The following is a 20,914-nucleotide window of genomic DNA, read 5'->3' as shown; positions in this document are numbered from 1 at the left end:
TCCCGTCCGCGGCCACCAGGTCGCGCGAGCTGGTGATGCCGATTCCGGGAGGATCACCGCCTCCTGCCGGGTCGGTGAGGACCTGGTCTGGATTTGGTGAACCTGGGATCTGCCGGTCCTCGAAACACTACACCTAGGGGGTGACAACGAGAAGAGATACAAGATGTTCGAAACAACATTCTTGAAATTCGCAGGTCGTAAGCTATTGCCGGGCGTGTCGTCGGCGTGTCGCAGATCACAACCGGCCAGCGACGGGGTAGATGGGCTACGCATGCCAATGGGTATATCAGCGGCCACCGACAAATCCGGCGCCACAGCGCAGGGCGCCCCCTACCAGCAAAGCCGCCGACGAGACCGTCGGCGGCTTTGACGGGACTGCGTCAGCCGACCTCGGCGACGAGCTTGCCGACCACGTCGCGCACATTGGCCGTGAGCTCCTCGTGCTCGGCCGGCGCCTTGCCGTCCAGCGACTTGAAGGGCACCGACAGCTTGATCGACTCGACCACCCGCGCCCCGGCGATGCCGAACGACTTGCGGGTCTCGTCGTGTGCCCACACGCCGCCGTACTGGCCCAGCGAACCCCCGATCACCGCCAGCGGCTTGCCTTTCAGCGCGCCGCTGCCGAACGGCCGGGACAGCCAGTCGATCGCGTTCTTGAGTACCGCGGGGATGGTGCCGTTGTATTCCGGGGTGACCACCAGCGCGGCGTCCGCCTCGCGCGCCGCGGCACGCAGCGCAGCCACCGCAGCCGGCTCGTCGTGCTGCGCGCCGACCGCGGGGTCGACGTCCTCGTTGTAGAACGGCAACTCGGCCAGCGCGTCGAACACGGTGACGGTGGCGCCCTCAGGAGCGACCTGGGCGGCAAGTTCGGCGATCTGGCGGTTGACCGACGCCGTGCGCAGGCTGCCCACCAGGGCCAGGATCTTGGTCTCGGTCACTTCTGTCGTCCCCTTTGCTCGTTGGTCCATATCCTTGCACGGATTAACCGGACTATAGTCCATTTTATTCCGATCGAGTTAGAGTACAGGGATGACCGGGATCGAACTACCGGTATCGGCTCCGCAACGGCAGCAGGAACGCAGCGACGCCGCACGAAACCGAGCGCTGCTGCTGGCTGCGGCCCGCGAGCTGGTCCGGCAGCGTGGCGCCGAGGCGGTCACCATGGACGACGTCGCCGCCGCCGCCGGAGTCGGTAAAGGCACCGTGTTCCGGCGCTTCGGCAGCCGGGCCGGGCTGATGACGGTGCTGCTCGACGAGGACGAGAAGGAAAGCCAGCAGGCATTCCTGTTCGGTCCGCCGCCGCTGGGTCCCGATGCGCCGCCGTTGGAGCGCCTGATCGCATTCGGCCGGGAACGGATCTGCTTTGTCCATACCCACCACGAGTTGTTGTCCGCGGCCAACCGCGACCCGCAGACGCGCCGGGTCGGTGCGGCCGCCGTGCAGCGCAGACACGTCCAGGTGCTACTTCGGGCCGCCGACACCACCGGCGATCTGGCCGTGCAGACCGACGCCCTGCTGGCCCTGCTCGACGTCGACTACGTCGAGCATCAACTCCGCGACGGCGGCCACACCCAAGAATCCCTGGCCGACGCGTGGGCCGGCCTGGCCCGCAAGCTGTGCGGCAGGTGATCGGGACCCGAATGCCGTCCTGGGTCTTACACGTCGACCTCGACCAGTTTCTGGCCTCAGTCGAACTGCGCCGACGCCCCGAACTGGTGGGCCTGCCGGTCATCGTCGGCGGCAGCGGCGATCCCACCGAACCACGCAAAGTCGTCACCTGCGCCTCTTACGAGGCCCGTGAGTTCGGCGTGCACGCCGGCATGCCGCTGCGCACCGCCGCCCGGCGCTGCCCGGAAGCCACCTTTCTCCCCTCCGACCCAACCGCCTACGACGCGGCATCCGAACAGGTCATGGGCCTGTTGCGGGACCTCGGCCACCCCGTCGAGGTCTGGGGCTGGGACGAGGCCTACGTCGGCGTGACCCCGCCGGCCGATCCCGCCGCGGTCGCCGAACAGATCCGCCACGTCGTCGCGACGCAAACCGGGCTGTCCTGCTCGGTCGGCATCAGCGACAACAAGCAGCGCGCCAAGGTCGCCACGGGATTCGCCAAGCCCGCCGGCATCTTCACCCTCACCGACGCCAACTGGATGGCCATGATGGCCGACCGGCCGGTCGACGCACTGTGGGGTGTCGGCCCCAAGACCGCCAAAAAGCTTGCTGCCGCCGGTATCTCGACGGTCCGGGACCTCGCCTACAGCGACGGCGAGCTGCTCACCTCGACATTCGGCCCGCGCACCGGCCTGTGGCTGTTGCTGCTGGCCAAGGGTGGCGGCGACACCGACGTCAGCGCCGAACCGTGGGTAGCGCGATCGCGCAGCCACGTCGTCACCTTTCCCCGCGACCTGACCGAACGTGGCGAAATGAATACGGCCGTCACGGAATTGGCTCGACGAGCACTCGCTGACGTGCTGGCCGAGGCGCGCATCGTCACGCGAGTCGCGGTCACCGTGCGCACCTCGACGTTCTACACCCGCACCAAGATCCGCAAACTCGACGCCCCGACCACCGACCCCGACGTCATCGTCACCGCCGCCCTGCGCGTCCTGGACCTGTTCGAACTGGACCGGCCCGTCCGCCTGCTCGGAGTCCGTCTTGAACTGATGATGCCGGGTTAATTACCCGACGGGATTCCCCGCGTCGGGGGACCGGGCCGCAGCGCACGGGTGAAGACCGCATTGACCTGGCGCATCGCCACGCTGTAAGGCCACCACGCCAACCGCTTGAACGCATACAACGCCCGAATGTCCGGCGAGGTGTAGACCAGGTACCGGTTCTTCGCCACGCCGTCCAGGATCTTCTCCGCCGCCCGTTCCGGTGAGACGGCGTGCCCGCTGAAGCGGTCGACCCAGCGGGCGACCTGCGGGTCCTCACGATCGACGCCCGCGATCTCCACAGTGTTGACCAACGGGGTCCGCACGGCGCCCGGCACCACGACGTTCACCCCGATGCCATGCTTGGCCAGGTCGAAACGCAGCACCTCGGACAATCCACGCAGACCGTATTTGCTGGCGCTATAGGCCGCATGCCAGGGCAGCGCCACGATCCCCGCCGCCGAGGACACATTGACCAGCCGCCCGCCGCGGCCGGCCGCCACCATCTGCGGCACGAACGACTCGATCACGTGGATCGGGCCCATCAGGTTGATCGCTACCATCTTGGTCCACTGGTCGTGGGAAAGCCGGTCGACGGTCCCCCAGGCCGACACTCCGGCGATATTGAACACCACGTCCATGCTGGAGTGGCTGGTGTGGATGTCGACGGCGAACGCAGCCACCTGGTCGTAGTCCGAAACATCCAGCACGCGATAGGCGGGCACCTGCGCGCCGAGTGCGCGCGCGTCAGCCACCGTTTTCTCCAGGCCCTCGGCGTCGCGATCGGTCAGATAGAGCTCGGCGCCTCGTGCCGCCAGCCGCAGTGCGGTGGCCCGGCCGATACCGCTGGCCGCACCCGTCACAAAACACCGCTTACCCGTGAAATAGTGCTCGGAGCCCCGCTGCGCCATGGTCGAGACGATACCGGCGGTCCGGTCCGAATCCGCGTGCGGCATTCCTAACGCGCCCGACCACCCCACAGCGCGTTGAGCCACAGCTGTTCGAGCACGCGCACCCGGTTCGGCAACTCGCTGTCGCGCCCGACGAGCAGCGGGTCACCGGTGAGCATCAGTGCGGTGGTGCCGGTCAGCGTGCGAATCAGGGTCGGCAGGTCGTCACTGATCGGTTGCGCGGTGCCGGCCTTCACTTCGGCGTCGACGATGTTGACGATCTGGCCGAGCACCACCTGGAATTGCCGCTCCAGAATCTCGCGGATCTCGAGATCGGTGTGCCGGGCCTCGTTACACGCCTGCACCACCGGGTCGTGCTGCGCGTACACCGCCGCAGCGCTGCCCACCATTCGTTTGGCGAACTGCTCGGGCGACTCTCCCGGCTGGCGCGGCGCGAAGTACTGCGTGAGTTCGTCGAGTTCCTCGGCCGCCTCGGCAAGGATCTGGGCCAGCACCGAGTACTTGGAATCGAAGTAGAAGTAGAAGCCGGACCTGGCCACCCCGGCCCGCACGCTGATGGTGCTGACCGAGAGTTCGGCAAAAGGTCGCTCCTGCAACAAGTCGCGCACCGCCTGCATGATCGCCTGCCGGTGCTTGTCGCCGCGCCGGCGCTGTCCGGCCGAGCCCTGCCCGTCCTCGGCAGCCTGACTACTCACTTCTCGATCACATCCTGACCATGCACCACGCCGTTCCAAAAGAAAACTTGACAGGCGTCAAGTTTGACCGAGATATTAAGAGAAAGTGACCGCCGCCACGGCCGGTAAGGAGTGTCATGACAGCCACCATCAGCACCCCCGAATACGTCCTCGACCAAGCACGACGTCGGTTGACCCCGTCGGTCAACAACATTCCCGGGATGGGGCTGCTGGAGCGCCGGTTGCGGGAGACCCAGTTCCCGGAACGCCGACTGGCCGAGCCTCCACCGGGCAGTGGGCTCAAGCCGGTCGTCGGCGACCGGGGACTGCCGATCCTCGGGCACATGATCGAGATGTTGCGCGGCGGACCGGAATATCTGCAGTTTCTGTACGAAACGAAGGGCCCGCTCATCTTCGGGGACTCGCCGGTGCTGCCGTTCGTCGCTGCGCTCGGCCCGGATGCCGCCCAGGTGATCTACTCCAACCGCAACAAGGACTACTCGCAGCAGGGTTGGACACCGGTGATCGGCGCGTTCTTCAACCGCGGACTGATGCTGCTCGACTTCGAAGAGCACCTGTTCCACCGTCGGATCATGCAGGAGGCCTTCATCCGGTCCCGGCTGGTGAACTATGTCGAACAGATGGACCAGGTCGTATCGCAGGTGATCGCCGACGACTGGGTTGTCAACGATGCACGCTTCCTGCTGTATCCGGCGATGAAAGAACTCACCCTCGACATCGCCTCGATGGTGTTCATGGGTCACGAGCCGGGCACCGACCGCGAACTGGTGACGAAGGTCAACAAGGCTTTCACGATGACGGTCCGCGCCGGCAACGCCGTGATCCGCACCGGCATCCCGCCGTTCACCTGGTGGCGCGGCCTCAAGGCCCGGCAACTGCTCGAGGACTACTTCGCCGAGCGGGTCAAGGAGCAGCGCGGAAAGAGCGGCAACGACCTGCTGAGCGTGTTGTGCCAAACCGAGGACGAGGACGGTAATCGCTTCTCCGACGAAGACATCGTCAACCACATGATCTTCTTGATGATGGCCGCGCACGACACCTCGACCACCACCGCGACCAATATGGCGTATCAGCTCGCCGCCAACCCCGACTGGCAACAGCGTTGCCGGGACGAATCCGACCGGCTCGGCGATGGACCGCTGGACATCGAATCCCTGGAAAAGCTGGAGTCGCTGGACCTGGTGATGAACGAGGCGATTCGTCTGGTGTCCCCGGTGCAGTGGGCGATGCGGCGAACGGTACGCGACACCGAGTTGCTCGGGCACTACATACCGGCCGGCACCAATGTCACCGCATTTCCCGGGGTGAACCACCGGCTGCCCGAGCTGTGGACCGATCCGTTGAAGTTCGACCCAGACCGGTTTGCCGAACCGCGTAGCGAGCACAAGCGACACCGCTACGCGTTCACTCCCTTTGGCGGCGGTGCACACAAATGCATCGGTATGACATTCGGGCAGCTGGAGATCAAGACGATCATGCATCGGCTGCTGCGGCGGTATCGCCTGGAGCTGGCGCGACCGGGTTACGAGGCCAAGTGGGACTACCGCACGATTCCCATCCCGATGGACGGCATGCCAATCGTGCTGCGGCCGCTGTAGGTCAGCCGACCAATAGGTTCGCACAGGCGATCACCGCACGCAGCGCCGACTGCGTCGGATCGTCCGCCCAGCCCATCGCCCATTCGGCGCCGACGCCGTCGGTGCCGCGCACGAACGTGACGATGTCCCGGCCTGCGCGCATCTGGTGAAAGTTCAGTGTTTCCAGCATAATTCCGCGTTCGTGCAGCATCGCGGTGAGCGCCGCGACGGGTCCACCGGCGGCCGCGGTCGAGGTGTCGATGCGATCACCGAATGCGATCACGGCGCGGAAGTTGCGGGCCTGCGGCCCCAGCCTGGTACCCGGGCGCGCCGAGTCGGTGCACTCCCAGTGCCCCAGCCGCAGCGGGCCGGTGCTGCGGCCGAGACTCGCGGCGAAGCTCTGCCACGGCATCGCCGAACCCCGATCGCGCAAGCCCCGGGGCAGTGCGACGCCGAAATGGCGTTCGAACCACCCATCCGCGGTGTCGCCGAAGTGGTCGGAATCGTGAGAGAGGAGAGTCATGGTGCCGGTCTTCTTTGGCTCGAAGGAGCGACCGACGGTAGTAGCTTCCGACCCACAGCGGGGGGTCGGTCTGGATCAGACCCCGCTGCGGGTGCTGGCTACTACGGCACGCTGAAGAAGACGCACGAGCGACGACACTAGACCTCCCGTCGGCTGGCGCGCAAGTTGCTTTGCCGAAATCTGCGACCGGATCAACCCGTCGATACGCCGCATTCGCTTTGTCGGGGTTGACCAGAAAGTGCCTCGCGATCTGGGCGCACGGCGATAGCATTCAGGGGCTGTTCGCGGATCGACCGTTTGTGCGCTGCGGGGAAAGGCCAGGCAGATGAGGGCGAAGAAGAAAGTCATCACCGCAATCGCCGCTGCGATTTTCGCGGCCTACGCATTGTTGGCGACCGGCTGCTCGAAAACCATGGGCGGGGATGCGATCACGCCGGAGGTAACCGCGGTCCCGTCGGGCTGACACCGGCGTCAATTCTGTCGAAAGCGCCCACTGCGCCGGTATGACGTAGCTAACATTCCAGACGGCGGCGGCTGCAGCCGCCAGAGCATGTGCACTACGTCGGAAGGGCACTGGCTATGAGTGCTACGGGGAAGCGGTGGGTAGGCCGCATTGTGGGGGCAATACTGGTGACCTCGTTCGCCGCGCTGGCGGCCGGCTGCAACTTTACGCAGCCCAACGCACCTTCGGGACCGGCGCCGGTGCCGATAACAGTGCCGGTAGGCCCACCCACCGAGACACCACCGATCACCGGTGTGCCGACGTCCTAACACTGCGCCGGACGCCGCGCTCAGCAGGTGAGCAGCATGCACCCGGCGACGGGCCCACCGCCCACCGCGACCACACCCACCTCGGGCCGCCGGACAACCTGACGCTCACCGGCTTCGCCGCGTAGCTGCAGACATCCCTCGTGCAGCGCCCAGTAGCCGTGCATCCGACCGGCCGAGAGCTGACCGCCGTAGGTGTTGAGCGGCAGTCGCCCGTCGCGCGCGATCCGCGTGCCCCCCTGCACGAACGGACCCGCCTCGCCGTCGCCGCACACTCCGAGCGCCTCCAGCCAGGCCAGCGTGAGGAACGTGAATCCGTCGTAGAGTTCGGCGACCGCGATGTCGGCGGGGGTCAGTTCGGTACGCGACCACATCTGCGCGGTGGCATCCGACATCGCCATCTTCGGGTAGTCGGGGCGGTGAAACCATCCGCCGGAGCCATCGGAACCGCCGACCGCTTCGACGCGCACCGCGCGGTGCGGGCAATCGCCGGCGTAGTCCGCGTGTGACACCACCACCGCGATCGACCCGTCGATGGGCACGTCGCAATCCAGCAGTCCGAACGGTGTCGACACCAGCCGCGCACCCAGGTAGTCGTCCATGGTCATCGGATCGCGGTAGACGGCAAGCGGATTGAGCGCCGCATTGCGGCGACCGTTGAGCGCGATCCAGCCCAGCTGCTCTTTGGTGGTCCCGTACAGCTCCATGTGCCGGCGGCAGTTGAGCGCGAGCCAGTTGGCAGCCGAATAAGCTTGGGCCGCAACAAGATCATTGATGTCGTCCATCGCCCCGACGGCGGGCCTCTCGACTCCTTCGGCGGTTTCGAACATGCGCGCCAGCGGAGGCGCCGGCGCATTCTTCTCCTCCTGCTTCACCGGGACCGTGCCGCCCAGCATCTGGATGGTGCGGTAGATGACCACGTGCCGGGCGCGCTTCTCGGCGACGGCGCGGCACGCCGACATCACCGGGCTCAGCAGGCCGCCGGTACCGAATCCACTGCCGCAGTCGCCCGCCTCGATCCCCAGTTCGGCGTTGACCTCGGCGGCCGGGGTGTCGCCCAGCGTGGCGATGCCGTCGATGTCGGCGGCCACCAACCCGGCGTCGTCGATGGCGGCCCGCACCGCTTCCATGGTCAGGTCCAGCCCCGGGATTCCGGTGCGGCGGCCGATCCGGGAAATGCCGATGCCGGACAGAATCGCGTCTTTTTTCGAAGTACTCCATCTGCACCGTCCGTAGCATCTACGCGCCGCATCCAACCTATTAATGGGGGATCCAGTAGAGCGTACTGTATTGGTGGTGACAACCGAGTCGACCACCTCCCCCACTGCTGGTTGAGCATTGCGAAGACTGCGCACGCTGGGTGCACCCCGCGACCGGGACCTGCCCAGACTGCGGTGCCGCATTGACGGCCAAGCCGGTCTGCGGCACCGGGACCGTGTTCACCTACACCGTGAACTACCACCCCTATAACCCGGAGATCCCCGTTCCGTACGTCATCGCGCTGGTGGAACTCAGCGAGCAGAGCGGGCTGCGGGTGGCCGCCAATATCGTTGGCTGCGAACCAGATTCGGTGACATGCGGGATGCCTGTCGAGATCCGGCCGGAGAAGGGCGCGGGCGGCGCGCCACTGTTCGCGCCCGCCGCGACTAGTTGATCAGCGGATCGCGCGGCATGCCGAGGATCCGCTCGGCGATCTGATTGCGGGCCACCTCCGAGGTACCGCCGGCGATCGCCATTCCGCGCGCGCCCATGATCAACCGGCCGGACAGCGCGCCGGGGCCGTCCAGTAGCGCGACCTCGGGCCCCTGCAGCGCGGCCATGATCGCCGCGCCCTCGACCATGTGCTCGGCGAGCTTGAGTTTGGTGACGTTGCCCTCAGGTCCCGGGCCGGCGCCCTCGACACTGCGGGCCGCGCGACGCAGGTTCAGTAACCGCAGCGAATTCTCGTTCGCCAGATAGGTTCCCACTCGCACGTCTGCGCCCGCCAACCGGTCCGCGTGTTGCCGCGCCAGCTGCACCAGTTGGTCCGCCAGGCCCTCGTAGAACGATCCGCTGCCACCGATGCTCACCCGCTCGTTGCCCAGCGTGGCACGGGCGACCGTCCAGCCCGAGTTGGGTGCCCCGACGACGTCCTCGTCGGGCACGAACAGGTCGTTGAAGAACACCTCGTTGAAGTCCGAGCCGCCGGTGATCTGGCGCAGCGGTCGCACCTCGACTTCCGGCGCCTTCATGTCGACGATCACCGTGGTGATGCCCGCGTGCTTGGGCGCGTCCGGGTCGGTGCGTACGGTCGCCAGACCACGCGCACAGTAGTGCGCCCCACTGGTCCACACCTTCTGGCCGTTGATCTTCCAGCCCCCGTCGACGCGGGTAGCCCGGGTCTTGATCGACGCAGCGTCCGAGCCGGCGTCCGGCTCGGAGAACAGCTGGCACCAGATCTCGTCCTTGCGCAACGCCTTCTCGACGAATCTTTCGATCTGCCAAGGGGTTCCGTGCTGTATCAGAGTCAGGATCACCCAGCCGGTGATGCCGTAGTCGGGGCGCTTGATGCCCGCGGCACGGAATTCCTCGTCGATCACCAACTGCGCGACCGCATCGGCGGCCCGGCCCCACGGCTTGGGCCAGTGCGGCATCACGTAGCCCGTCTCGATCAGCTTGTCGAGTTGTGCATCCTTGTCCAGCGCGGCGATCTCGGCGGCGTCGGCGCGGATGACGGTGCGCAACTGTTCCGCCTCGGGCGGCAGGTCCAGGCTGTTGTCCCGCTTGGCGCCGGAAGCGGTGCGCTCGAACACATCCCGCGCGGGCACGTCACCGCCGAACAGCGCCGTGGTCACCAGCGCACGGCGCAGATGCAGGTGCGCGTCGTGCTCCCAGGTGAACCCGATGCCGCCGTGCACCTGAATGTTGAGTTCGGCGTTGCGGGCGTAGGCGGGGAACGTCAGGGCGGCAGCCACGGCGGCGGCCAGCCGGAATTGCTCCTCGTCCTCAGCGGCGGCGCGGGATGCGTCCCACACCGCGGCCAGCGCCGATTCCGTGGCCACCAGCATGTTCGCGCAATGATGTTTGACCGCTTGGAAAGTCGCGATGGTGCGGCCGAACTGCTGACGCACCTTGGCGTAGTCGACGGCGGCCTCCACGCAGTCGGCGGCACCGCCGACGGCCTCGGCGGCGAGCAATGTCCGAGCGCGGGCCAACGCGGATTCCCTTGCGCCCGGCAGGATGTCGTCGGCGGACACGGACACGTTCTGCAGCCGGACCCGCCCGGAGCGCCGGGTCGGGTCGAGGTTCTCCGGCGTCTCCACCGAGACCCCGGCACGCCCGCGTTCCAGCAGCAGCACGTCGTTGCCTGCCGCGATGAGCAACAGGTCGGCCAGTCCGGCACCCAGCACCACGCCGGCGTCACCGTCGGCTACGCCGTTGTCGATGAGCACATGCCCGCCCAAACCGATTCCGGCGGTGGATGTGCCGTCGATCAGCCCGGGTAGCAGCGCCTTCTGCTCCGGGGTGCCCTCGCTGGCGATCACCGCCGACGCGATCACGGTGGGTACGAACGGTCCGGGCGCGACCGCGCGGCCGAGTTCCTCGACCACCACCACCAATTCGGGCAGTCCGAAGCCGGAGCCGCCGTGCTCCTCGTCGATGTGCAGCCCGAGCCAGCCCAGTTCGACGATGCCCGGCCAGAACGAAGGGCGTGCCTCCTCCGGCGCATCCAGCAGTGCCCGGGCGGCCGCCCGGGCCTTCTGCGAGGTCAGGAACCCGCGAGCTACCTCGGCGAGTTCGCGATGGTCGTCGGTCAGTGCGATACCCATGCGGGCCCCTCCTCGCAGCACTACAGAACCCGCGTCGTTGCGGAATCCTGGATCGGTTTATGAGACTACTCAATGCCTCCGGGAGGGCAGCCGGGCGCTTACTTGGGCGCGAACCGCTGCCCGGCGTCCAGCCGCAGGCATTGGCCGTTGAGCATCGGGTTCTCCACGATCGCCGCGACCAGCTTGGCGTATTCCTCGGGCCGGCCCAGTCGCTTCGGGAAGGCGGCGTCCTTGGTCAGCGCCGCCGCGAACTCGTCCGGAATGCCCTGGGTGAGCCCCGTGGCGAACAGGCTCGGCGCGATCGCGAGCACCCGGATCCCCAGCGAGCCCAGGTCCCGCGCCATGGTCAGGCACATGCCCGCGATGCCCGCCTTGGCGGCGGTGTAGGCGACCTGACCGATCTGTCCTTCGTAGGCGGCGATGGAGGCGGTGTTGATGATGACGCCGCGCTCCTCGTCCTCGGGCTCGTTCTTGCTCATGTGCGCGGCGGCCAGCCGGCTGATGTTGAAGGTGGCGATCAAGTTCAGATCGATGACGGACTGGAACGACTCGAGATCATGCGGCCCGGTCTTGGTCATGGTCCGCTTGGCGATGCCGCCGCCGGCAGTGGTCACCGTGACGTGCAAGCCACCCAGGTCGTCGACAGCTGCCTGCAGCGTCTCCTCGGTGCCGGTGAAGTCGGTGACGTCGACGGGGTAGAACTTGCCGCCGACACCTTCGGCTACGGCCTTGCCGTCCGAGTTCTCCCGGTCCAGGATGGCGACCTGCGCGCCGCGCTGGTGCAGCAATTCTGCGCTGGCCCGTCCCATTCCCGAAGCACCGCCGATGACGACGACCTTCTTCCCGCTGATCTCCATCCCGGACCTCCATTTTCGGCTTGTCAGATTGTCTTGAATTTGTAACGTTAACCAGGCACGCTATCGCGTCGGTCAGGCGGGGTTGTCGGCGAGCCATGCCAAGCTGGCAAGCGTGCTCCTCCTGGACGTCGCCGGCACCTCGCTCGAGGTGGCCGGCACCTCGTCGCGGCTGACCAAGGTCGCCCACATCGCCAGTCTGTTGAGCCGGTCGGCTGGGGATGCGGAGCTGGTCGCCACCATCGTGTCGTGGCTCTCCGGTGAGCTGCGGCAACGCCAGATCGGGGTTGGCTGGGCGGCGCTGCGGTCGCCTCCCCCGCCGGCCTCGCAGCCGGTGCTGACGGTCGCCGGGGTGGACGCCGCGTTCGCCGAGATCGGGGCCGTCGCGGGTAAGGGGTCGCAGGCGCGGCGCGCGGCGCTGGTCGCGGGGCTGTTCAGCGCGGCGACCGAGACCGAGCAGACGTTCCTGCTGCGGCTGCTCGGGGGTGAGCTGCGCCAGGGCGCGCTGGTCGGCATCATGACCGACGCCGTGGCCAAGGCCGCCGGGCTGCCGGCCGCCACCGTGCAGCGGGCGGCGATGCTGGGTGGGGATCTGCCGGCCGTCGCGGCCGCGGCGCTGAGCGGAGCGTCGCTGGACGCGTTCACGCTGCGGGTGGGGCGTCCGGTCGGCCCGATGCTGGCCCAGACCGCCGGCGATGTCGCCGACGCGCTGCAACGCCACGGCGGCAGCGCGATCTTCGAAGCCAAGCTGGACGGTGCGCGGGTGCAGATCCACCGGTCCGGAGACCAGGTCACCGTTTACACCCGCAGCCTCGACGACGTCACCGCCCGGCTGCCCGAAGTGGTCGAGGCTGCGCTGGCGTTGCCGGTCAGCACGCTGATCGCCGACGGCGAGGCGATCGCGCTGCGCCCGGACAACCGTCCGCACCGCTTCCAGGTCACTGCGTCGCGGTTCGGGCGGTCGGTCGACGTTGCCGCCGCGCGCGCCACGCAGCCGCTGTCGGTGTTCTTCTTCGACATCCTGCACAGCGACGGGGTGGACCTGCTGGACGCGCCGACCGCCGAACGGCTGGCCGCTCTGGACGCGCTGGTGCCGGCTACTCAGCGGGTCGACCGGCTGGCCACCTCCGACGAGGCCGAGGCCACCGCGTTCCTGGACGCCACGTTGGCCGCGGGTCACGAGGGGGTGATGGCCAAGGCCCCGGCGGCGCCGTATCAGGCGGGCCGCCGCGGCGCGGGCTGGTTGAAGGTGAAGCCGGTGCACACGCTGGACCTGGTGGTGTTGGCCGTCGAGTGGGGTTCGGGCCGTCGGCGCGGCAAGTTGTCCAACATTCACCTGGGCGCCCGCGATCCCGACACCGGGGGCTTCGTGATGGTGGGCAAGACGTTCAAGGGCATGACCGACGCCACGCTGGATTGGCAGACCAGGCGGTTCAGCGAGCTTGCGGTGGGCGGGACGGACGGCTACGTCGTGCAGGTGCGGCCCGAGCAGGTGGTCGAGATCGCGCTGGACGGGGTACAGGGCTCGTCGCGCTACCCCGGCGGGGTGGCGCTGCGGTTCGCGCGGGTGGTGCGTTACCGCGACGACAAACGTGCCGACGAAGCCGACACCATCGACACCGTCCGCGCGATGTACTGAGCGCCACCCGTGCGGCATCGGCAGCGCGAAGGGAACCTCACGACGCGACACGCCGGTCGGGCGTAGGTAGATTCACTGTCGCTGCGGCGGTGAAGGGAGTCCGGGTGGGCCACGAGCAGACCAGCTACGTCCAAACCGAGCCCGACCTGCCGCCCGTCGCGATCATCGACCGCTCCCCGATCACGTTGCGGCACAAGATGTTCTTCGGTGTCGTCGCGGTCGTCGGCGCCGTCGCCTGGGCGATACTCGCGGTCGCCCGCGGTGAGACGGTGAACGCGGTCTGGATGGTGGTCGCCGCGGTCTGCAGCTACCTGATCGCCTTCCGGTTCTATGCACGGCTGATCGAACGCAAGATCGTCCGTCCCCGCGACGACCGCGCCACCCCGGCCGAAATCCTGGACGACGGCACCGATTACGTGCCCACCGACCGGCGCGTGGTATTCGGCCATCACTTCGCCGCCATCGCCGGGGCGGGACCGCTGGTCGGCCCGGTGCTGGCCGCGCAGATGGGCTACCTGCCCAGCGCGATCTGGATCGTGGTGGGCGCCGTGCTGGCCGGGGCCGTGCAGGACTACCTGGTGTTGTGGATCTCCACCCGCCGGCGCGGCCGCTCGCTGGGCCAGATGGTGCGCGACGAACTCGGTGGCGTCGCCGGCGTGGCCGCCCTCGTCGGCATCCCGGCCATCGTCGTCATCGTCATCGCCGTACTGGCGCTGGTGGTCGTGCGTGCGCTGGCGAAGAGCCCTTGGGGAGTTTTCTCGATCGCGATGACCATCCCGATCGCCCTGTTCATGGGCTGCTACCTGAGGTTTCTGCGGCCGGGGCGGGTGTCGGAAGTTTCGGCGATCGGCTGCGGAATGCTGCTGCTCGCCGTGCTATCCGGCGGATGGGTAGCCGAAACCTCCTGGGGTGCTGCGTGGTTCAGCTTGTCTCCGGTCACCTTGACCTGGCTGCTGATCGGCTACGGGTTCGCCGCATCGGTGTTGCCGGTGTGGCTGCTGCTCGCCCCGCGTGACTACCTGTCGACGTTCATGAAGGTCGGCACCATCGCGCTGCTGGCTGTCGGCGTGTGCGTGGTGCGCCCGGTCATCCAGGCGCCGGCGGTGTCCGGGTTCGCCGGCCGCGGCGACGGCCCGGTGTTCGCCGGCACGCTGTTTCCGTTCCTGTTCATCACCATCGCGTGCGGCGCGCTGTCCGGGTTCCACGCGCTCATCTGTTCCGGAACCACGCCGAAGATGCTGGAGAAGGAAGGCCAGATGCGCCTGATCGGCTACGGCGGCATGCTCACCGAATCGTTCGTCGCGGTCATCGCCTTGGTCACGGCGACGATCCTGGACCAGCACCTGTACTTCACCCTGAATGCACCCGGCGCCCTGACCGGCGAAAAGGCAAGCACCGCAGCACAATACGTCAACAGCCTCGGATTGTCCGGCCGGCCGGTGACCGCTCAGCAGATCGATCAGGCCGCCGCGGGTGTGGGCGAGGCGAGCATCGTGTCGCGCACCGGCGGCGCGCCGACCCTGGCGTTCGGCATGTCCGAGATGCTGCAGCGGGCCTTCGGCGGCGCGCGCCTGCGGGCTTTCTGGTATCACTTCGCGATCATGTTCGAGGCGCTGTTCATCCTGACCACCGTCGACGCCGGCACCCGCACGACGCGGTTCATGGTCGCCGACGCGCTGGCCAACCTCGGTGGTCCGCTGCGCAGGTTTGAAGACGCCAGGTGGCGTCCTGGCGCCTGGCTGTGCAGCCTGGTGGTGGTGGCCGCGTGGGGCAGCATGCTGCTGCTCGGGGTCACCGATCCACTGGGCGGCATCAACTCGCTGTTCCCGCTGTTCGGGATCGCCAACCAGTTGCTCGCCGCGATTTCGCTGACCATCCTCACCGTCATCGTGATCAAGAAGGGGCGGGCGAAATGGTGCTGGATCCCGGGCGTCCCGCTGCTGTGGGATCTGGCCGTCACCCTCACCGCATCGTGGCAGAAGATCTTCTCCGCCGACCCCAAAGTCGGCTACTGGCGGCAGTACTCCCAGTACTCGGCCGCTCGGGACGCCGGCAAGACCGCGTTCGGCTCGGCCACCACCCGCCATCAACTTGATGAGGTCATCCGCAATGCGTTGGTGCAGGGCACGCTGTCGATCGTGTTCGCGACCGTAGTCGTAGTGGTGTTCGTTGCGGGAATCATCGTGTCGATCAAGGCATTTCGTGGTTCCGGCCGGCCGTTGGCAGAGGACGACCCGGTGCTGTCCAAGCGGTTCGCACCGGCTGGCCTGATCCCCACCACCGCTGAGCGTGACGTGCAGCGGCGTTGGAATGCGGTAGCGGTGCCGCAAGACCCCCTAGAATCGGATCCGATGAAGGTCGGAATCGACTTCGGCACCACACATACCGTCGCGGCGCTCGTCGACCGCGGCAACTATCCCCGTCGTTTCCTTCGACGGCGTCGATGCATGGCCGTCGCTGATCGCGGCGAACGCCGCCGGGGAACTGCGCTACGGCCCGGACGCGGCAGCCGTGCGGCACCAGCCCGGCTGGGAACTGCTGCGGTCCGTCAAGCGACTGTTCAACGATGCCGGTCCCCAGACGCAGGTCACCCTCGCCGGCCGCGACTACCCGCTGGCCGAGCTGCTCACCGGGTTTCTGAGCCAACTCAAGACCGACCTCTATCACCGGTCCAATGCCGGCGCGGCCGCGGGCGAAGCCATTCAGGCCGCCATCAGCGTGCCCGCCAACGCCTCCAGCGCCCAGCGCTTCCTCACCCTGGATGCGTTCCTGGCGGCGGGTTTTCAGGTTGTCGCGCTGTTGAACGAACCGTCGGCCGCGGGGCTGGAATACGCCCACCGATACCGCTCCACGATTACCGCCAAGCGCGAGTACGTGTTGATCTACGACCTCGGTGGCGGCACCTTCGACGCCTCCCTGCTGAAGATGGCCGGGCAGGTGAACGAAGTCGTGGTCAGCGAAGGCATTCAGCGGCTCGGCGGCGACGACTTCGACGAGGCGATCGCACAGTTGGTCCTGGCCGGGTCACAGCTGCCCGGCCTCGACGCGCAGCGCCGGGCGCTGCTGGTCGAGGAGTGCGCGGCCCGAAAGGAGGCCGTCGGGCCGCAGACCCGTCGCTTCCTGGTGGATCTGACGGCTGTCGACGGTGCCGATCGTCCGCCGTTCTCCTGCCCGATCGACGACGTCTACGCTGCGTGCGCCCCGCTCGTCGACCGGACCACCGAATTGCTGGCGCGCGTCCTGCACGACCCGGCCGGCGACGGCAGAGACGTCCCGTGGTCGGAGGTGGCGGGCATCTACGTGGTCGGCGGCGCCGGCGGCTTCCCGCTGATCGCCCGGATGCTGCGAGCGGAGTTCGGCGAGAAACGCGTCAAGCGGTCTCCGCACCCGTTCGCCGCGACGGCCATCGGCCTGGCGGTCTTCCTCGACAACGAGTCTGGTTTCGTTCTCTCTCCGAACGCTTCTCGCGGCATTTCGGTGTCTTCCGGGAAGCCCGGTCGGGCTCCGACGTCGTCTTCGACCCAATCGTCCCCAAAGACGCGTGCCTGCCCGTCGACGGGCACACCCCGCTGACCGTGAGCCGCAGGTACCGCGCGGCGCACAACATCGGACACTTCCGCTTCGTCGAATGCAGCCGGCTGGTCGACGGGCGCCCCCGACGGCGATGTCACGCCCTACGATCCGGTCCTGTTTCCGTTCGACCCGGCCCTGCACGACCGCGACGATCTGGGACACCAGCCGGTCGGCCGCTGGGGCGAGGGCCCTGAAGTCGAGGAGCGCTACACCGTCGGGCCCGGTGGCGCCGTCGAGGTCACACTCACAACCCAGCCCGCCGGATTCACCCGCACCTACCGCCTGGAGCGGCGCGCCTCGGCGCGCAACTGACGATCATGGACCTCTATGACGTCATGCGCACCACGTTCGCGGCGCGCGAATACACCCAGGACCCGCTGCCCGACGACGTGCTGTACCGCATACTCGACAACGCCCGGTTCGCTCCGAGCGGCGGGAATCGACAAGGCGCACACATCACCGTGGTCCGCGACGCCCAAACCCGCAGCCAGCTGGCCGAGTTCGGCATCGCTTCCGCCCGCCGCTACTTCGCACAGCTCAATGCTGGTGAAAACCCTTGGAACACAATCACTCCCACTCAGGTCCCGCAGGACGTGATCGACGCGACCGAGATTCCCGACACGTTCACCAAGCCGGTCGCCACCGCGCCGGTCGCCCTGGTCGTGACCGTCGACCTGAGTGTGGTCGCCGCCCTCGACCAGGACCTCGACCGCGTCGGGATGGCCGCCGGCGCGTCAGTGTACCCCCTGGTGTGGAGCATCCTGCTGGCCGCGCGCAACGAAGGCTACGGCGGCACCATCACCACCATGTCCATCCCGCAGGAGCCAAATATTCTTGCGCTGCTAGGGATTCCGTCCACACATGCGGTGGCCGCGGTGGTGCCGCTGGGCAAGCCCACCCGGCAACTGAGCAGGTTGCGCCGCCGGCCCGTCTCGGAGTTCGTCACCCGGGATCGTTTCGACGGCAAAGCCTTCGACGTCTGAACCGGGCTTAAACCGCCTTGGTGGCGCCGACGTAGGAAACCACCACATCGGATTCGTCGGTGATGCGAGTCAGGGTCGAATACGAGCGGACGAAGGACTGGCCGACGCAACCATCGATCTTCATGTGGAACTCGTTGATCATGATCCACGGGTTGGGGCCTTTGAACTCTTTCCTAACCACCGGCACCACCACCACGAATCCGGGCTTGAGACCCACGCTGACCACCGAGTTGTACTGAGCGCTGATCAACGGCAAGAGCTGGAACGGCTCGCCGGGCCCAAACGGCACCACCGCGCCGAGTGATGGAGAAACGCCCCCACCGTTGGCCATCGTGACGCCGTTGGCCGTGCTCATGTCGATGCCGCAGCCGATCTCATATCCCACCTCGAGGATGCCGTGCGGGGTTTCCGGCCCGGTCAGGGAAGCGACGAAAACTCCGCTGGAGAGGTATTCGCGAGACGATGCGGCGGTGGTCAGCGGCGCCACCGGCACGTGTTTCTCGTCCCTGGCGCCGAGTGCCAGGACCCAACCGTCCGGCGTGGTCACCCGGGCCGGCGTGCCAGGAGGCACCGAACCGTCGGCCGAGGTAGCCGCGCCGACAGGATGCGCCGGTTCCGGCTCAGCAGTCGCCGGAGGTGTGTTCAACAACGCAAGCGAGACCGCGAAGGCCGCAGCGCGGCGAACGACCGCGGAATTCGGCATCACGGGTTTCACGCTAAGGACGGTCCCAGCCGCTGCGCGCATTGCCAGCTGACCTGATCGGAGTCGTTGCGGGTTTGTAGCCGGTTTGCGACGAACACTCGGCAGGCTCATACCGCACGACCATTTGCGGGTAGGCTCGACTACGGGCCCGTGATTCGCGCGAAGAAGCAGAGAGGGCGACCAATGAGCCTTCGGATATTCATTGCGGGGCTCGGCGCCGGCCTGATCGGTGGTGCCGCTGTCTTCTGCGGCGCCGGAGTAGCCAGCGCGGATCCCGACGATACGGCGCCGCCTCTGATCGAAGATTTCCTCACCGTCATATCACCAGGCTTGGCTCAGGACTATCGCTCGACGGACACGCCCAACAACTTCGGCGTGCCCAACGCCAAGGACTGGACCGGCAGCGGAATGTATTGCCAGAATCGAAACGCTAAGTGCCAGAAGATGGGTTTCTAGCAGCAGAACCCGCCGAAATCGCCTGACTGCCAGCACAATCGTAGTTTCGGCCGACTGACTGGCGATCGCGATGGAAGGAACTTTGGGTTGTCCACCTGGCTCATCACCGGCTGTTCCACCGGCATCGGCCGGTCACTGTCGGAAGCGGTCATCGAAGCCGGCCACAATGCCGTCGTCACCGCACGGGACGTCACCAAGGTCGCGGACCTCGCCGAGGCCAACCCGGACCGGGTGCTGGCCGTCACGCTGGATGTCACCAAACCGGAACAGGTCACCGACGCCGTGCGCAAGGCTCAGGACCGGTTCGACGGCATCGACGTCCTGGTCAACAACGCAGGCTACGGCTACCGGGCGGCCGTCGAGGAAGGTGACGACGCCGAGATACGAGCCCTGTTCGAGACGCACTTCTTCGGTGCGGTGGCGATGATCAAAGCGGTGCTGCCCGACATGCGTAAGCGCCGCTCGGGTGCGATCGTCAACATCTCCTCGATCGGCGTGCAACTGACCCCGGTGGGATCGGGCTACTACTCCGCGGCCAAGGCCGCTCTGGAGGGGATGAGCGGAGCGTTACACGGAGAGATTGCGCCACTTGGCATTTCGGTGACCGTGGTGGAGCCGGGGGCCTTCCGCACCGACTTCGCCGGACGCTCGCTCAGGCAGTCGTCGACGGTCATCGACGACTACGCCGATACCGCAGGGCGGCGCCGTAAGGAGAACGACACCATGCACGGCAGCCAGCCCGGCGACCCCGCCAAGGCCGGCGCGGCGATCGTCGCCGCGGTCGAATCGGACGAGCCTCCGGCGTTCCTGCTACTGGGCCAGGACGCCCTCTTCTCGTACCGCCACATTGTGGAGCGACGCGCCAAGGAGGTCGCCACCTGGGAATCGCACACCAACAGCACCAGTCTGGACGTCTGACGCGATGAGCCTGGCTTACCTCGCGGACCAGACGGGCGGTGCCTACCTGGCAGGCCGCATCGTCGGCATGCTGATCTTGCCGGCGTTGGGCTTGACCTTGCTGCTTGTCGGACTGCGTAACCGTGCGGTGGCGCGCAAACGGGCCATGAGCGGCTATCCGCCAGGCTATCCGGCCCCGTACCCGCAGCTACCGGGCTATCCGCCCGCCCCGCCGGGTTATCCGCCGGCGCCGCCGGGCTACCCTGTCGCCCCGCCGGGCTACCCGGTCGCCCCGCCGGGCTACCCGGTCGCTCCGCCGGGCTACTACCCCGCGCCGGCGCCCCTGCGGCCCAAGAGCGTCGGCACCGGCTTGATCATCACCGGCGTGGTGTTGCTGGCACTGGGCGGTCTCGGGGTCCTGGGCACGGCGGCGCTGGCCGCCGGCCGGCAGTCTCACCCGCATATGTCGATCGGCGACTGCTTCACCAACGAAATCCTGGACAGCTCGCGATGGAAATCGACCAGCTGCCAAAATCCCGACGCTGTTCTCGAGTTCGCCGCGACCACCGACTCCGACGGCAACTGTCCGGACGGCAAACTCAACCACAGCGGCTATCTCTCGGTCGAACGCGACGGCACCCGCCGCTGTTTCGTACCCAATCTTCTCGAGTCACATTGCTATGCGCCCGAACGCAACGACGAAACCGTCCGCACGGTGAGCTGCGCCACCGCCGGCAAGGTCATTCGGGTGGTGAAGCGGGTCGACGGCGCAACCGACGCCGCGGCCTGCCCCCCGAACACACACGGTGTCACGTTCCCGCAACCCCAACGGACCTACTGCACCGAACGCGTACAGGGTGCGATCTGAACCTGAA

General features: G+C 67.4%; 18 protein-coding genes and 2 pseudogenes. 12 read left to right on the top strand and 8 right to left on the bottom strand.

Going from position 1 to position 20,914, the window contains the following annotated elements; translation table 11 throughout:
• Window positions 1-380: 380 nt before the first annotated feature.
• Window positions 381-938 (bottom strand): NAD(P)H-dependent oxidoreductase, encoded by a 558-nt coding sequence (locus tag L6444_RS08425; protein ID WP_370653100.1) that lies wholly within the window; start codon window positions 936-938, stop codon window positions 381-383.
• Window positions 939-1,029: 91 nt separating this feature from the next.
• On the opposite strand from L6444_RS08425, the gene L6444_RS08420 reads away from it, so the two are divergent.
• Together L6444_RS08420 and L6444_RS08415 are read left to right on the top strand one after the other, a co-directional pair.
• A complete protein-coding gene (locus L6444_RS08420) occupies window positions 1,030-1,629 on the top strand; it encodes a TetR/AcrR family transcriptional regulator (protein ID WP_236981680.1) in 600 nt (199 codons plus the stop codon).
• Window positions 1,630-1,640: 11 nt separating this feature from the next.
• Complete coding sequence (locus tag L6444_RS08415; protein WP_236983928.1) at window positions 1,641-2,675, top strand: DNA polymerase IV; 1,035 nt, start codon at window positions 1,641-1,643, stop codon at window positions 2,673-2,675.
• Here L6444_RS08415 and L6444_RS08410 read toward each other — a convergent pair.
• A complete protein-coding gene (locus tag L6444_RS08410; protein ID WP_236981679.1) occupies window positions 2,672-3,562 on the bottom strand; it encodes an SDR family oxidoreductase in 891 nt (296 codons plus the stop codon). The genes L6444_RS08415 and L6444_RS08410 overlap by 4 nt on opposite strands.
• Window positions 3,563-3,609: 47 nt before the next feature.
• Window positions 3,610-4,257, bottom strand: a complete 648-nt coding sequence (locus tag L6444_RS08405) for a TetR/AcrR family transcriptional regulator (protein WP_370653099.1) — start codon at window positions 4,255-4,257, stop codon at window positions 3,610-3,612.
• A 116-nt stretch (window positions 4,258-4,373) separates the two neighbouring features.
• Here L6444_RS08405 and L6444_RS08400 point away from each other — a divergent pair, with 116 nt between their 5' ends.
• Entirely contained in the window at window positions 4,374-5,855 is a 1,482-nt protein-coding gene (locus L6444_RS08400) for a cytochrome P450 (RefSeq protein ID WP_236981678.1), read from the top strand.
• 1 nt (window position 5,856) lies between these two features.
• Here L6444_RS08400 and L6444_RS08395 read toward each other — a convergent pair whose 3' ends face one another.
• On the bottom strand, window positions 5,857-6,357 hold the full coding sequence (locus tag L6444_RS08395; RefSeq protein ID WP_236981677.1) for a homocitrate synthase: 501 nt from the start codon (window positions 6,355-6,357) through the stop codon (window positions 5,857-5,859).
• A gap of 325 nt (window positions 6,358-6,682) precedes the next feature.
• Between L6444_RS08395 and L6444_RS08390 the strand changes: the two genes are divergently transcribed.
• Window positions 6,683-6,820, top strand: a complete 138-nt coding sequence (locus L6444_RS08390) for a hypothetical protein (protein WP_236981676.1) — start codon at window positions 6,683-6,685, stop codon at window positions 6,818-6,820.
• Between the two features lie 328 nt (window positions 6,821-7,148).
• Here L6444_RS08390 and L6444_RS08385 read toward each other — a convergent pair whose 3' ends face one another.
• The gene (locus tag L6444_RS08385; protein WP_236981675.1) at window positions 7,149-8,255 is read right to left on the bottom strand and encodes a thiolase family protein; all 1,107 of its coding nucleotides are present in this window, start codon (window positions 8,253-8,255) and stop codon (window positions 7,149-7,151) included.
• Between the two features lie 194 nt (window positions 8,256-8,449).
• Here L6444_RS08385 and L6444_RS08380 point away from each other — a divergent pair, with 194 nt between their 5' ends.
• Window positions 8,450-8,779 carry an OB-fold domain-containing protein gene (locus L6444_RS08380; protein WP_236983923.1) on the top strand — a complete coding sequence of 110 codons (330 nt, stop codon included), beginning with the start codon at window positions 8,450-8,452 and terminating at the stop codon, window positions 8,777-8,779.
• Here the strand turns inward: L6444_RS08380 and L6444_RS08375 are convergent.
• Window positions 8,772-10,934, bottom strand: coding sequence for an acyl-CoA dehydrogenase (locus tag L6444_RS08375; RefSeq protein WP_236981674.1), 2,163 nt, complete (start codon window positions 10,932-10,934; stop codon window positions 8,772-8,774). The two genes, L6444_RS08380 and L6444_RS08375, sit on opposite strands and share 8 nt — an antisense overlap.
• A gap of 98 nt (window positions 10,935-11,032) precedes the next feature.
• A complete protein-coding gene (locus L6444_RS08370) occupies window positions 11,033-11,791 on the bottom strand; it encodes an SDR family NAD(P)-dependent oxidoreductase (RefSeq protein WP_236981673.1) in 759 nt (252 codons plus the stop codon).
• Between the two features lie 112 nt (window positions 11,792-11,903).
• On the opposite strand from L6444_RS08370, the gene L6444_RS08365 reads away from it, so the two are divergent.
• The 4 genes and pseudogenes from L6444_RS08365 to L6444_RS08350 all read left to right on the top strand — a co-directional run bounded on the left by L6444_RS08365 (window position 11,904) and on the right by L6444_RS08350 (window position 17,983).
• Window positions 11,904-13,427, top strand: coding sequence for an ATP-dependent DNA ligase (locus L6444_RS08365; protein WP_236981672.1), 1,524 nt, complete (start codon window positions 11,904-11,906; stop codon window positions 13,425-13,427).
• Window positions 13,428-13,516: 89 nt separating this feature from the next.
• Window positions 13,517-15,748 (top strand): annotated as a pseudogene (locus tag L6444_RS08360) (carbon starvation CstA family protein); the annotation flags it as partial.
• 30 nt (window positions 15,749-15,778) lie between these two features.
• A pseudogene (locus L6444_RS08355) lies at window positions 15,779-17,312 on the top strand (Hsp70 family protein).
• A 5-nt stretch (window positions 17,313-17,317) separates the two neighbouring features.
• Complete coding sequence (locus tag L6444_RS08350) at window positions 17,318-17,983, top strand: nitroreductase family protein (RefSeq protein WP_236981671.1); 666 nt, start codon at window positions 17,318-17,320, stop codon at window positions 17,981-17,983.
• A gap of 7 nt (window positions 17,984-17,990) precedes the next feature.
• Here L6444_RS08350 and L6444_RS08345 read toward each other — a convergent pair whose 3' ends face one another.
• A complete protein-coding gene (locus L6444_RS08345) occupies window positions 17,991-18,686 on the bottom strand; it encodes an MspA family porin (protein ID WP_236983921.1) in 696 nt (231 codons plus the stop codon).
• Between the two features lie 183 nt (window positions 18,687-18,869).
• On the opposite strand from L6444_RS08345, the gene L6444_RS08340 reads away from it, so the two are divergent.
• The 3 genes from L6444_RS08340 (at window position 18,870) to L6444_RS08330 (ending at window position 20,907) form a co-directional block, all read left to right on the top strand.
• Window positions 18,870-19,142, top strand: coding sequence for a hypothetical protein (locus L6444_RS08340; RefSeq protein ID WP_236981670.1), 273 nt, complete (start codon window positions 18,870-18,872; stop codon window positions 19,140-19,142).
• Window positions 19,143-19,229: 87 nt separating this feature from the next.
• Window positions 19,230-20,060 (top strand): oxidoreductase, encoded by an 831-nt coding sequence (locus tag L6444_RS08335; protein ID WP_236981669.1) that lies wholly within the window; start codon window positions 19,230-19,232, stop codon window positions 20,058-20,060.
• 4 nt (window positions 20,061-20,064) lie between these two features.
• Window positions 20,065-20,907, top strand: coding sequence for a hypothetical protein (locus L6444_RS08330; protein ID WP_236981668.1), 843 nt, complete (start codon window positions 20,065-20,067; stop codon window positions 20,905-20,907).
• Window positions 20,908-20,914 lie beyond the last annotated feature (7 nt).

The sequence above is a fragment of the Mycobacterium kiyosense genome, assembly GCA_021654635.1.
Lineage (GTDB): Bacteria > Actinomycetota > Actinomycetes > Mycobacteriales > Mycobacteriaceae > Mycobacterium > Mycobacterium kiyosense.
Note: the sequence above shows the minus strand (reverse complement) of the source record. Positions and strands in the feature narration are given on the sequence as shown.

Bases quoted from the DNA above. Each gene is read 5' to 3' on its own strand.
- L6444_RS08420 (WP_236981680.1), top strand. From the start codon at position 1,030: ATGACCGGGATCGAACTACCGGTATCGGCTCCGCAACGGCAGCAGGAA.
- L6444_RS08415 (WP_236983928.1), top strand. From the start codon at position 1,641: ATGCCGTCCTGGGTCTTACACGTCGACCTCGACCAGTTTCTGGCCTCA.
- L6444_RS08410 (WP_236981679.1), bottom strand. From the start codon at position 3,562: ATGGCGCAGCGGGGCTCCGAGCACTATTTCACGGGTAAGCGGTGTTTT.
- L6444_RS08400 (WP_236981678.1), top strand. From the start codon at position 4,374: ATGACAGCCACCATCAGCACCCCCGAATACGTCCTCGACCAAGCACGA.
- L6444_RS08395 (WP_236981677.1), bottom strand. From the start codon at position 6,357: ATGACTCTCCTCTCTCACGATTCCGACCACTTCGGCGACACCGCGGAT.
- L6444_RS08390 (WP_236981676.1), top strand. From the start codon at position 6,683: ATGAGGGCGAAGAAGAAAGTCATCACCGCAATCGCCGCTGCGATTTTC.
- L6444_RS08385 (WP_236981675.1), bottom strand. From the start codon at position 8,255: ATGGAAGCGGTGCGGGCCGCCATCGACGACGCCGGGTTGGTGGCCGCC.
- L6444_RS08375 (WP_236981674.1), bottom strand. From the start codon at position 10,934: ATGGGTATCGCACTGACCGACGACCATCGCGAACTCGCCGAGGTAGCT.
- L6444_RS08370 (WP_236981673.1), bottom strand. From the start codon at position 11,791: ATGGAGATCAGCGGGAAGAAGGTCGTCGTCATCGGCGGTGCTTCGGGA.
- L6444_RS08350 (WP_236981671.1), top strand. From the start codon at position 17,318: ATGGACCTCTATGACGTCATGCGCACCACGTTCGCGGCGCGCGAATAC.
- L6444_RS08345 (WP_236983921.1), bottom strand. From the start codon at position 18,686: ATGCCGAATTCCGCGGTCGTTCGCCGCGCTGCGGCCTTCGCGGTCTCG.
- L6444_RS08340 (WP_236981670.1), top strand. From the start codon at position 18,870: ATGAGCCTTCGGATATTCATTGCGGGGCTCGGCGCCGGCCTGATCGGT.
- L6444_RS08330 (WP_236981668.1), top strand. From the start codon at position 20,065: ATGAGCCTGGCTTACCTCGCGGACCAGACGGGCGGTGCCTACCTGGCA.